This is a genomic window from Methyloversatilis sp., assembly GCF_030696805.1.
Taxonomy (GTDB): domain Bacteria; phylum Pseudomonadota; class Gammaproteobacteria; order Burkholderiales; family Rhodocyclaceae; genus Methyloversatilis.
On sequence record NZ_JAUYRO010000099.1, the window covers coordinates 1 to 13,953 of the forward strand.

Genomic DNA, 13,953 nt, shown 5'->3' on the forward strand with positions numbered 1-13,953 from the left:
CCAGCCACGTTCCGTCTCGATCCGCGCGTCCTGCGAATACAGCCGCTCGAAGCGCGTGCCGATCGGACTGTCAAACGTCAGATCGACCCAGCGCGCCATGCCGCCGCGCGGGCCCGTCACGTTCATCAGCAGCGGACCGCTCGTTCCGGTCTGGACGATCCTCGCGGTTATCGAACCGACGCCGATCGACAGTTGCGAATCCACCTTCAGCGTGCCGGACTCGATGTCGCCGTCAGTGATGATGTCGATGGTGTCGCCGCTCAGCCGCTTCACGCTGACCCGCCCGCTGACCGTTTCCAGTCGCACGCCCTGGCCGGCGGTCACCGCATCCATCAGGATGTCCTGTTCGGCGAACACATTTGCGTTGCCTGCATCCGCTGTGGCTTCCAGCACGGTCACGCTGTGGCCGGCGCGCAGATCCAGATTGCCGCGCACGGCACGGACGCTGCCGCCGCTGACCGTGCCGAGTGCCGTGACCGACGCGTCACCACCCGCCGTCACATCGCCCAATTCGACATCGGGCGAGAAATCGGGATCGGCCGCGGTGATGCCCGACAGATGCACGTCTGCCGCCGCCTCCGCGTTGACCGCATGGCCATTGCCCGGCGCAACGGCCAGCGCTTCGCCCGGCGCACCGATGCTGCCCGCAAACGAACGCAGGTCGATGTCACCCTCCCCGGTCTGCAGCGCCACGATACGCTGCGTGCCACGGGCATCCAGAATGCTGCCGGCGCTGCTCAGATGAATGCCACCTGCGCGGGCAAACATTTCGGCCACGCGCATCGGTCCGCTCAATTCATTCAGCCAGATGCCGCCCGCCGCACGCGCCGTGAGCGTCGCGACTGCGCCCAGATCGAGACTGATCGGCCGCGCCGCACTGCCGATGCTGCCATGACTGGCTTCGAGTATCGTATCGCCGCCACGCAGATTGGGCACTGCGCCGACGCCGGCATCGATGATGCCGCCCGACACCTTGAGTCGTATCGTCTTGCTGTAATCGGTGCCGCCGCCACTCGCGTCGAGCGACACCAGATTGATGTCACCCGGCAGCGCCGTACCGTTGAACTCGTAGTCATCGGCCCCGAGGAAGACATGGCCGCGTGCATTGACCGTCACGCTGCCGTTCGCAGTCGTCGCCACATCGACGTCATCGCGCTTGAGCACAGTAGCCGTCTTCGCAACCGTGTCCACCGCCACATCATCGGCTTCGGCCGCTGCGAGTGCACGCCGCTCGTCGGGGCTGAGCGTCGCCAGCGCAGCAATGCTGACCGTGAATTGCCCCTCGTCACGTCCGACGCCCCCTGCCGTGCCGGCAGCATTCAGCACGATGTGACGGCCGACCACATTGGGCTGTTCGATGCGGGTTTCGGTGTCCGACACCGACTTGTTGTAGATCGCCGCACTGACACCGTAGCGCACCTGGTTGTCGGTCCATACATGCGTGCCGTTGGACATACCCGCCAGCGTCCGGTCCGTGTCGACCGATCCGACATAGCGGAAGTTGGCGTCATAGTCGGGCACCGATCCGGCGGCCAGCGTCACGCCCAGGTCACCCAGCTTCTCATGCAGGTCACGCAGTCGCTGCGGCGCCGCCGCCGAGTTGTAGACGTCGGCGCGGTAGACGTAGCTGTCCGCATTGGCGGGGTCTTCGATCAGCTGAACGTTTCGCAGCGACCAGTACTCGCGGTACTCGCGATCGATGCCTGCGCGGTGCGCCTTGAGCGCATCGGCCAGGCTGTCGGCCGCGCCGTCCGAGTCGCGCAGACGCAGGTTCTTCCAGACTGCATCCAGCTCGGCTTCGGCACGCGTATCGCGCGTCTCGTTGCGGTTGCCGTCGACGATGCGGCCGTTGCCGGCCGTCAGCGTCACGTCACCGCTCAGCGACTCGACCTTGTCCAGTTGCAGGTCGCCGTCCGGCTGCAGAACATGGATGTCGCCCAGCGCCGTGACATCGAGGCCTCCCTGAAGCGTAGCCTGCGTCTGCACGACAAGCGCCTGCGTGGTGCTGCCGATGCGCCCGTTCAGCGACACCAGTTCGACACCACCGCCCCGCACGCGCACGGCGTCGCCTGCCCCGGCCGACACGATGTCACCATCGGCCTGCAGGAACACGCGGCCGTCGGCGCCGGTGATCGCCTGCGCCACACGCATGTCACCCGATACCGCCAGCAGACCGACGTCGCCGGCCACACTTACGGCATCGATGCTGCCGTTTCCGGGCAGGTTGAGCGACAAGGGTGCCATCGCGCTGCCGATGCCGGCCGCCGCGCGCATCGTCAGGCTTTCCGTCGTGACGGTGCCGCGCGCACTTTCCGAAGCGATGGCACCGCCCGGCAGCCCGTTGCCAGCGGTCGCATCGAGCGAAATCAGGCCGGTACGATTGATCAGACTGCCGGCGAGGATGATGTCGCCGCGACTGACGATGTCGATGCCGCCGGTGTCGTGGCCGATGAAACTGATCGGGATGAGATGGTCGGCCTTGACCGTGTGCGTGTTGTAGCGCTTGGTGCCGAAATCGCTCCAGACCTCGTAGGTGTGCCACTTCCAGATGCAGAAGAACCATGAGCACTTTGACCGTTCCGTCGACCACTGCCGGAAGGACGTCGTGACATCGCGGCGCTGGTAGCGATAGGCATCATCACCCAGGGTCGGATCGATCCGCGTGTATTCGCCCTCGGACAGCGGTGTCGCGTCGGGGTATTCGACGTAGTACGTCCGATCCGCCAGCGACCAGCTGCCCGGGAAGAACCAGAACTTGGTTTCCTTCTGGTAGATCGCATGCGTATTGGTGGTGCTGCGCTGGCCCGTCACCCAGGTATAGGTCTGGTCCTCGACCGGCGCGTAACCGGTGCTGCGCGTGTCGGTGAGATCCGCATAGGCCTTGACTTGACGCTCGACCAGCTGGTCGCCCGCCGGCGTGCTTTGCGTCGTCACGATGACATCCGACGTCTGCACGTTTGCACCGAGCCGCGTGACGATGCGGGTGACCGGCGTCAGGCTGTTGTAGTAGGCGGTTGTCTGCGTGCTCGACTGCACCGGGCTGCTGACGATGGCGCCGAGACCGCCGTTGGCGACCGGGTCCCAGCGGCGCAGGTAGTCGGTGATGCGCACGCGGCCTTCGATGTCATTGCCGGTGTCCAGCCCGGTGATGACAATATCGTAGCCGGTGAGGTTGTCGATATCGAAGCGGCCGTAGCCATCCATGGCGGCGATGCGGCCACCGCCGGTGTTCAGGATTTCTCCCAGCAGTTCGAGCTTGCCGCCTTCGACCTTTACCGGCTCCAGTTCGATACGGTTCAGCTCCGCATTGAAGAAGGCGACGATGTTGCCGTCGGTGCCGGTGATCCGAAAGCGCGGGTCCGCCGGCTTCATGCCACCTGCCACCAGCGCGTCGTAATTCGTCTTCGCCTGCGCAAGCGTGGTGGCGGTCTTGTACGAGCCGATATTCAGATTGACTCGCGCATCGGCGTCGATCGTGATCGAACGATCGGGAACGCCGCTCTGCAGCAGGCCGTTGATGTTGAGGTAGCGGGCGCTGATGAAGATGTTGTTGCCGGCGATGGTCGGGCCACCGTTGCCGATACGTTCATCGGCAACCCGGCCGCTGAACAGGTTGCCATCCTCGAAATTGTTGGCCGTACCACCGCTGTTTCCGGCCAGACGCGTGCCGCCCCACAAGTCGCGTGCGCCACCTGCCGTGTGATAGAAGGCGTCCGGCGAGCTGAACACGAAATCACGCCCGGCCGTGATGTTGATCGTTGCCGCCTGGATATTGGGGGCCGTCAGCGGATTCGACGGATCCTTCGGCTGCACCAGCACGCTGCCGCGTTCGCTCTGCAGCGTGACGGTGCCGTTCAGATTGCTGATGTCGCCGACCACCTCGATGTCCGGCGCGCGGGTGTCCGCGTCGAGGGGAATGTAGGTGTTCCTGACCTCGATCAGTGGCACGGCCGAATCCGGCGCGATATCGACGTTGCCGAAACCGGCCGCACCGCCCTTGTTGCGGGCATTCAGCTCGGCGTTGATGTCGGCCGTCGTGGGGCTGGTGCCCGGCGTGTTCAGGATGGCCACGCTGTTCAGCACCAGTCGCCCGGTCGCATCTTCGGGAATCGTCAGTGCATCGGTGCGCAGAAAGGCCGAACTGTTGTTGATGATCTGGATCTTCGCGTCACCGCGCGCAATCAGCTGACCGCTGCCGGCCAGGTAGTCGCCCATCACATTGATGTTGCCGCCGCGCGCGCTCATTTCGGGCAGGATGATGAAGGCCGCGTCGGACACCGATGCCGTCGCGCCGCCCGCCGGGAACAGGTCGGCAAGCTGCTGCTCGAGGAAGTTGATTTCGGCGGTGAGCGCTGCCACCGTCTCCGGGCTGCTGGCGTCGGCGCCGCTGCTGGTCACGCCCTGATACTGGCCGCGGATGTTCTTCAGCGAATCGATGCGCGTCTGCAGGTTGTCCTGCAGGTTTTCGATCTGCGCGACCGGCATGTCGAGGCCGTCGGAACGCGTGATCCAGTACTGCTTCGAATACGTGTCATAGACGCACCCTGCGGTGCCGGGAATCTGGCATTTGGCCTCCTGGCCATCGCGCGGCACATCCGAGCTGAGCGTCACCGGCATCGCGCCGCCACCCGGATCCGACTCGCTGATGTTCACCCAGCGCTGATTGTGGATACCGGCGTCGATGAAGCCATTCACCGTCGCACCGGCCTGCGACTGTTCGACGCTGCGTCCGCTGTTCTGCTCGATCGATACGTCGCCGCCGCCGAACAGGTTGCTGATGCCGCTGGCAAGGGCGCTCGCCGCCTGACTGTAAAGATCGCGCGCGACCCCGTGGCCATCGATCAGATGGCCGAAGCCCTTGTCGGCGATCAGGTTCACGTCCTTCACGCTGCGCAGGCTTCCGTCCACGACGATGCGGCTGGTCTGGGTGAGCAGGCCATCTGCGCCCCAGTCCAGACCGGGAATCGGAATCAGCGAATTGTTGTAGAGGTCCGTGTAGGCGACCGACGAGAACCGGTTGCGCACGCCACCCGCATCGCGCCCGGCGCCCAGGTTGATGAAGCCGTCCGCACGAATATCGGATCCGGCGCCGATCGAGGTCGTCGACCTGCTGTGGATGTCCGATTTCGAATAACCGTCGGCGTAGGCCGCCAGACCCCAGGTCTTGGAACTGGCACGCGCCTCGACATCGACGTTTTCCCGCGTCGCGAGATTGAAGTCGCCCACGGTATCGATCACCACATTGCTGCCGATGCGGGCTTCGGTGCGTCCGACATCACCGGCTGCAGTGGTCAGCGGGTTGATATTCACTTCGATGATGGATTCGGCATCGGCCGCACTGATCGCGCCGCCGGCTTCCAGCTTGGCGCGGTCGCGCAGCTGTACGTCGGATACCGCGTTGAAGTTGCTGCGCCCCGCGTCGTCCGGATCGCCAAGCACGCGCACGCGGGCGTTGTCGCCGACCTCGACCCGCGTGATGTTGTCCACCCGCGTTTCGCCGGAGCCGGCCGCGCCGCCTGCCAGCCCACCGGCACCCGCGACGACGTTGAATGCGGCGAGCCAGGGCTTGCGCGACTGGTTCAGCGCATGCACATCCAGATCCCAGGTGTTCAGGTGCGCACCGGCGCGGATGCCGGCGACCACTTTCGCATCGATGTCGTTGCGCGCCTGTGCGCCGCTGGCACCGACCACGCCGGCAGACAGCGAATCGACGCGGGCATTGAAGGTCGCCGTGTGGTCGGCGCTGACTTCCATGCGCCCGCCGGTGTCCGTCACCAGCGCAGCGCTGGCCGTGCCGCCACCGAGCAGCGCCTGCGTATCGGACAGATTTCGCGTGGACGCCAGCGCGGCCGCCCCCGCGATGATGCCGCCCGAGCCGGCTGCGGCATCGGCCGACGTTTCGTCGTGACCGGTCGCGACCACGCTGAGCGCGTCGCCGACCGTGCCGGTGTTGCCGTTGTCGATGGATGCGAGCGTGACCGAGCCGGCGACTGCGTACGCCTCGTTGCCCCCGAGCGCAAGCAGCCCGCCAAGGGTGACGCCGCTGGTGACGGCCGTCTGGCGCGTCAGATTCGACGCCGTCAGCGATGTGCTGTCGGTGATGTCGAGTTCATTGCCCGTACCCATCGTGGCGTTGACCAGCGCGTTGCCAAGGGCGCGGGAATCACTGCCGTTGGCGCTGACCAGCAGCGAACCTCCGGTCGCGTTGGCGTACGAATAGGCGCTGTTGCCGACGCTGGTGCCAACATTCGGCAGCAGCGTCGCCGCATTCAGCGACAGCGCGCCGGCCGTGATGCTGTTGTAGCGGCCCACCGTTGCGAAGGACTGCGTCGACGCCGAGGCTTCGGCCAGCGACACGCCGATCGACACCGCGAGCGAGCCGTTGTAACCACGCGCCACCGCGCTGACCTGCGGCGTACTGTTGGCGGTGACCGACACGGCCGAACCGGCGCCGGCTATCGTCACCCGGTCGGCGACGGCGGCATGGGCCGTTCCCAGCGCACCGGCACGCGACTCGGAGCCGGAGCCCGCCGCCACGCCGCCGGCACCGGCTTTCGATTCGGCAGACACCGCGTCTTCGCGCGTCGCCCGCACATCAAGCAGCCCGCCCGCCAGCGTGACGCCGGTTGCGGCGGTCCGCGCCGTGGCCGTGTCGAGGCCGCCGATCTGCGCGCTCGCGCTGCCGGTCTTGTCGGCGCGCGCGATGACGATGCCGGCCGCCACCACGCCGACCGCATAGCCTTCGGCTCTGGAGCGGACATCCAGCGTGTCACCGGCGGTCACGCGCACGTCGCCCGACGCGCTGCTCACGGTTGCCTGCGTCCCTGCGCCCAGCGCTGCACGCACCGTGTTGTTGACGTCGGCCGTCGCGACCGCGGCCCCGACACCGACCAGACCGCCCGCCGCCTGGAAGCTGTCGACCTGCAGCGCCGGCTCGGCCTGGACCAGTGGGTCGATGTCCGGCAGTTCGCCCGCGTCGGCGGTCAGTTCGATGTCGCCGGTGTCGGCCTGCAGTGAAATGGCGCCGACCGTGGTCGCGCCGACGTTGTGGCGCACGTCGAGCACGCCGACCGACGCACCGACGCCGGCCAGACCGCCCAGCGCGATGCCGCCGGCGGCGACTTCGATGCGGTCCTTTTCCGATGCACCGATGCGGATATTGCCGCCCGCGACCAGCGTGTCGCGGCTGCCGTCGGTATCGATCACGGTGGCCAGCGTGCTGCCCACCGGCGCCGCGCTGATCTGGTCCTTCGTCGCGACCTTGCCCGCCGCATTGACGCGCTCGATGTCGCTCGAGGAAAAGCTGTCTGCCGTGCGGACGTTGCCGTCGTCTTCGTCGGTAGACAGCAGGTCGCGGCTGGAAAAGGCCTGCGCCGAACTGAGGGTGCCCTCGTTGTCGCCGTCCGTGTTGTCCAGTTCGCCGGCGGCGTTCGCGTTCATCGTTGCATTGAGCAGCGTGACCGCCGCCGAGCCCCCGATGCCGAGCGTCCCGCCCGCGGCCGCCGCGGCTGCCAGATTCGACAGTTTGCGTTCGGCCGTCGACGTGACATCGATGTCGCCACCGACGTAAACATCGCTGTCCTGGATGGTCGCCGACGTGGTGTTATCCACCTTGGTCACCGAAGCGCCCGCGCCCACGCCAGCCATGCCGCCGAGTGCCGCCGCACCGGCCCGGCTTTCGGTCACGACGGTATCGCTGGCACTGACGAGCAGGCTTGCGGCGCGATCGTCGGTGCGGCCGATGCGGCTGTCGATCACCGAAGCTTGCGTCGTGCTGCCAATGATGCCGACCGCCACTGCACCGGCCACGCCGGCGAAGCCGCCGCCTGCACCGCCGACCGCCCAGGTGCGCATTTCGGTGGCGTTGTCTGCGCTGACAGTCACCGCCCCGTCGGCGTCGACCGTCGTGTCCTCGAGGCGCGCGCGCGTGGTGCTGTCATCGAGGCCGACGGCAAACGTGCCGGCGCCGGCTACGCCGCCCACCGCCAGTCCGCCACCGGCCACGAGGAAGGTCGAAAAGTGCTGCGACGTGACGTCGATCGAGCCGACTTCGAAATCCGCCTGCTGCGCGAGCGCATCCGTGGTGCTGGTGAATTTCGCCACCGAGCCGCTGCCGACCACGGCGACCACACCACCCGATGCGCCAACCACCACCGAGGCCATACCCTGCGCCGACAATGCATCGATGTCGGCATTCCCCCTGGCATGGATGTCGGCGCGACGATTGGCGCCGCCGGTGACGCTGGCGAGGGTGTTGCGCTGGAACACATTGACGTCGGCCGACGCACCGATACCCGCCGCACCGATGGCGATCGAGCCGATGAAGGTGTTGCCGTAGGCATGGTCCGCGGCCCGGATGCTGACCGACTGCTGCGCCGATGCGTCGCTGTTGTCGCCACCGTTCAGCACCGAATCGCTCACCGTGGCCAGCGTTTCGCCACCGATCACGCTCGCGCTTGCGGTCAGTGCAACGCCCGCGTACAGCCCGCCGGCCACGTTGGCGACTGCAGTGCTGGTGTGATGCGTGGCCAGTGCATTGACGGCGATGCCGCGCACCGCTTCCTTGCCGCGCGCGGCGGTCAGGTCCGGCGCGACGAACGGATTGGTGGACGAATAGCCGCCGCCTGCGGTGTTCATTTCGTCGATGCTGGCGCGCAGGTTCGCGCCGGCCACTTCGCCGTTGTTCACGCTCACGCCCGTTCCCTGCTTCGCGCGCGCCGCGACCTCGCTGCTGCGGATCGCGGCTTCGGTGGTGCCGGTGATTTCGTTCACGGTCACCGATGCGCCCACGCCGGCCGCCGCCAGGCCGATGCCGGCCGCACCGGCCAGCACCGAAATCCGGTCATCGGCTTCGGCGAGCACGGCGACGTCATCGCGCGCCTCGATCACCGCGCCGTTCTCGATCAGCGCACGCGTGTCGGAACTGATCAGGTTCACCGCGACCGAGCCCCCGACGCCGACCTTGACACCGGCACCGACGCCCACCGAGGCCGTCTTGATGGTGGCCAGCGAATCGGCGCTGATGACGACACCCGCCACGTCCAGACCAGCGGCCGTCTTCTTGCCCGATACCCGGGCGAGCGTCACGTTGCCGATGTCGTTCACCGCGACAGCAGCGCCGAATCCGGCAGACAGGCCCAGACCGACGCCGCCGGCCAGCGATTCGATGAGTGAGGTGTCGGCCGCCGTGACCGTCACGCGGGCCTGGGCTGCATCGACATCGGAATCGACGATTTCGGCGGTCGTCGTGGTCTGATCACTGAAGTTGGTCGAGGCCGAGCCGGCACCGCCGAAGGTCGACGCCAGGCCGCCGGCGACGGACGCCGACCGGATGGTCGATGTGTTGGTCGCCGTCAGTGCAAGCGAATCCACGGTCTCGCCGGTCTGGTCCTCGACCGAAGAGTCCTCGAGTGCGGCCCGCGTCGTGTTGCCGATTTCGTTGTACGCGACGGCCAGACCGATGCCCGCCGTGCTGAGCGAAAAACCGACTGCACCGGCGAGCGACTCGATCGCCGACAGGTCGCTTGCCGACAGCGCGATCGCACCACCCGACTTCAGCACCATCCCGTCGGCCGATGACCGCGTTTCGTTGGTGATCGTGTTGACGGTGACCGCACCGCTGAGCGACACGCCCCGCGACGCGCTCAGTGCGGCGGCGACCGACACGATGTCGTTGTCGCTGGTCGCACTCACCGAAATGCCGCTGGCGCCGCGCACCACCTCGTCGCCGGCATCCTGATCGTCGCCAACCAGTTCGGCAACGGTGTCGGAATCCACGGTGGAAATCGCCACCGCGGCACCGAAGCCCGCCTTGCCGCCATAGCTGGCCGCGCCGGCTACGCTGCGGATGTCGGAGGTGTCGGAGGAAATCAGCGTAACCGACCCCGCGGTATCCACGTCCGCACCGCTGATGGACACCCGCGTGTCGTTGTCCACATTGCTGTAGGCGACCGAACCCGCCACGCCGACCTTCTGGCCACCGGCCACGCCGGCCGACACCGACCACATCGGACCGCCGTTCCAGGCGTCGAGCACTACATTGCCCGACCCCCCGAGCGTCAGCGCCGTACGGGCGATGGTGGCCTGCGTGATCTTTTCCAGCTGGTTCCAGGTGAAAGCGCCGCCCAGGCCCGCGCTCTTGTCGGTGGCGATGGTCAGCGCACCGGCACCGGCCAGCGCCAGCGCGTCGTTGCGCGCGCCGGCGTTCAGCCCGTGCGTCAGCGAAACCGTCAGGTCGGTCACGCCGTCGGCATCGGTGTTGATGTCCAGCGTGGAAGCCGCCGTACCGGCCACTGATAAGCTTGCCAGATCGGCCACGGTCGTGCTGGTCGTGTCATTGACCAGATTGATCGACACGGCGGCCGAAATGCCGATGCCGGATTTTCCCTGTTCACCCTTGTCCTTGAGATTGGTTTTCGCGCCGTCGCCGCCGGGCTTGCCATCCGTGCTTTCATCGCCGCCGCCGGGCAGCGAGCCCGCCACGGCGAAGGCACCTTGCGTCGCACCCGTGACCGCCTTCAGAAAGACGTTTCCGGCAGCCGTCAGCGCGCCGCCCGACCCGGTTTCATCGGGCCGGTTGCCGATCAATGCGCTCGTATTGCGTTCGAGGTCATTGATCGCGACGGAAAAGCCGATCCCTATGCTGCCGGACCGCGCCACGCCACCGGCGACGTTGATCGACAGGCTGTCGTCGATCGCCTGCAGCACGACATCGCGCGCGCTGACGGTGGTCCCCGACGCGATCTGCGCAATCGTGTGCAGGTCACTGTCGATCAGCGAAAACGCGCCCTGGACCGATACCTTGCCGGCCTTGCCCGCCGCTTCGGCAATGGTCACCTGGTCGAAATCGGTTTCGGCCAGCAGGGCCAGTCCGTCGGCGCGCACGGTGGCACCGCGCGCGATGGTCGCGTCGGATCCACCGGTGAGCGTCAGGTGATGGTAAGTGCCGCCAAAGCCGGCCGTGGCGCTGCCCGCCCCGCCTTCCGGCAGGGTAGTCAGATCGATTTCCGGCACCCCCGCCAGATTGAGCAGCCCGTGCGAGGCATGCGCGGAAACAATGACGTCCTGCGATGCCGACAGCGGCGCAGTGCCTGCGTTGATCTGCGCCGAACCGATCTTCGCGTTGGCCTGGCTGTCGAGGGTGAAATAATCGACCGCGCCGGCGAAGGACAGTCTTTCGCTCTCGACACCACTCTGCACCCACGAGGTCGCATTGATGGGCTGGCCGATCAGGTCGAACAGATTGCTGCCCAGATTCGTCCACGCGTCGGGGTCGGCCCAGTCCATCGTGTCGAGGGTGTCGTAGGCGTCGACCCACTGCGTCCAGAACGGCGTCAGTTTTGTCTCCGCTGCCACGGTGATGGCATCGCCTGCGTTCACCGTCGCGCCATCGCCGATCAGCGCATCGGTGCGATGCGCCACATCGATCACTGCGATCGATCCGGAAATCGCGATCTTCTTCTTTTCGTCCGTCTTCTTTTTCTGTTCCTCGGGCGGCAGCGGATTGTCCGGATCAGGGGCTTCCAGCGAGCGCTCGTCGACCGCGGCCGACGTTTCGAACGACAGCGACTCCTCGGCGGCCGCGAACACGTCGACCCGCCCGCGCGACGTCACATTGGCGCCGCCGGCGATTTCGGCCTTCACCGTGTTGGCATTGTCGACCCAGGCGAAGGACGCCGACAGGCCGAAGTTGCCGCTCGATCCGGCGCGTGCGTCCTTGTTCGGCACGTCGGCGACGAAGGCGGTCAATTTCTCGAACAGCGCCACATCGATCGGTCGGGCGTTGCTGAAACCTTCTTCCGGATTCGGATCGCCGGCGGTGCCGGCCGACGCACCGACCGAGGTCTGTGCGTCGTCAGCCAACGAGGCGCTCACGCTGACCCGGCCGGCGTCGGTCACCGTGCCGCCCAGCGAGGCGGTCATCGTGGTGGTGTTCACCAACACCGCGATGCCGGACGACGCCATGCCGTCCCTGAACGAACTGCCGGTGGCCGACACCTCGATCGACTTGGCACCGGTCGCCTCGACGTCGAGCGATGCAGCCTTCTCGATCACCGCCGCGCTGCCGACGGTCGTCTCGGACCGCTGGTTCGCGATGCCGACGGCGAAGGCGAAGTTGGCGTACTCGCTGGCAGTCGACAGCATGTTGTTGTAGTGGCCGGTGTTGATCGTATCGACCTTCACCAGCAGCGTGCTGTCGGCCTGCGAGCGCAGCGTCATCGCACCGCCGGACGACAGCGTCGCGCGCCTGATGTCCACCGTGGCCAGCGCGTCGGTTTCGCCATAACCGATGCCGAGCACGGACCCGACCACCCGCATCGACGCATCCGTCACCGCCACCGATTCGATCTTCAGATCACCGCTCGCTTCGATCCGCGCGCCGCCATCGACGGCGACCGTGGCGTGTGCAACCGACACGGTGGCATCGACCACCAGCGACAGATCGTCGAGAAAGCCCAGCAGCGCGTCGGTGTATTCCTCGCCCGTCCACACCCACTTGTCGTTCGCGTCGGCCTTCAGCGTGACGTCGCGCCCCTTGATGGTGGCGTTGGTGACCGTGATGGAAGCCATGGAATCGTCGACCGATCCGAGCACCGGCGTCGACTGGTTGTCCGTGGCCAGCAGTTGTATGTCGCCACCGAAAGGGGCGAAATCGCCGTCGGCGTGCGCCAGCACCTTGCTGCCGGACTTCAGGTCGATGTGCTTCGCTTCGAAGGTGATGTCGCCGGACGGCCCGACCGAAGCGCCGGTGGCATGGCTCGCCGCGTCGGTTCCGGCGACGCGGCGGCTGGATACCGTCACGTTTTCGTTCACCGTGATCCTGTTGGTCGCCTGCAGCAGCAGGTCGGCAGCCGTCACCGTGACGCCGTTGTCCAGCCCGACCGGCACGCCGGTGTAGCCGCCGGCACCGCGCAGCAGATTCGCGCTGAGCACGATGTTCAGCGGATCGATCAGCACCAGGCCCGCGGCACCGCCGTTGCGGCCATCGGCCAGAAACTGGCCGCCGGCCAGTTCCACCGTGTCCTTCGCCGAGAATTCGACGAAACCGCCGTCGCCGCTCGCCCCGGCACTCGCGTCCATCACCGCACCACTGCGGATGAGCGCACTGCGCTCGGCCATCGAATACACGCGGCCGCCGTCCGAATCCGCGCCGTCACCCGCCGCCGTCACCATCGCGTCGATGTCGACCAGGATGTCGCGCCCGGCCTTCAGTTCGATCTCGCCGCCGTCGGCGCCGCCGCCGCGCGCATCCAGCGTGCCGGCAATTTCGATGTCCTCGTCGGCCGCAATGTAGATGCGCCCCGCCCGCTCGACCAGCCGGCTGCCCGCGCTCACACCCTGCGCATTCACGATGTCGGTGAAGTCCGGCGCACGCCCCTCGAAGCGCGCGCCCGTCAGCACCGCTCCGGCCACGCTCACAGTGCCGGCTGCCAGCGTCACGCCGTCTGCCGCGTGGATCAGGCCGTCGATGCGGATCGCAGCACTCGACAGCGGCGCCGTGCCATTGAGCAGTTGCCCCACGGAGCCTGCGTCCGGCTGACCATTGACGAAGAAACGATCGACAAAGCCCCGGCTCGGCGTGCTCATCGACAAAGAGCCGACATTCACGATGCCGCCGGCACCCACCAGAAAACCGTGCGGATTGGCAAAAAACACATTGCCGCCGATGCGCCCGTCGCGGATCGCGTTCAGCGTGCCGTGGATGTCGGAGCGCGCATCGCGCACGATGTTCACCAGATTCACCGCGCCGCTGGGCACGTGCAGGTTCGCCGTGTGCCCGGCATTGACGCTGAAGGTGTTGAACGAGTTGAAACCGGAATTGCCCGCAATCGTGCCGGTCCGGATGTCGGTCACCGCGCCGGCCGTGCTCACCGTCGTCAGCGTCCGGCCGTCGGCCTGGATCGCCTGCGCCCACGCCGCCGGCGACATCAGCAGCGGCAGGCTCGCCATGCC

The 13,953-nt window shown here is 67.0% G+C and carries 1 protein-coding gene; it reads right to left on the bottom strand.

What is annotated here, in order from left to right:
* On the bottom strand, positions 1–13,953 hold a 13,953-nt coding region (locus tag Q8R75_RS16930; protein WP_305614355.1), incomplete at both ends, for a leukotoxin LktA family filamentous adhesin.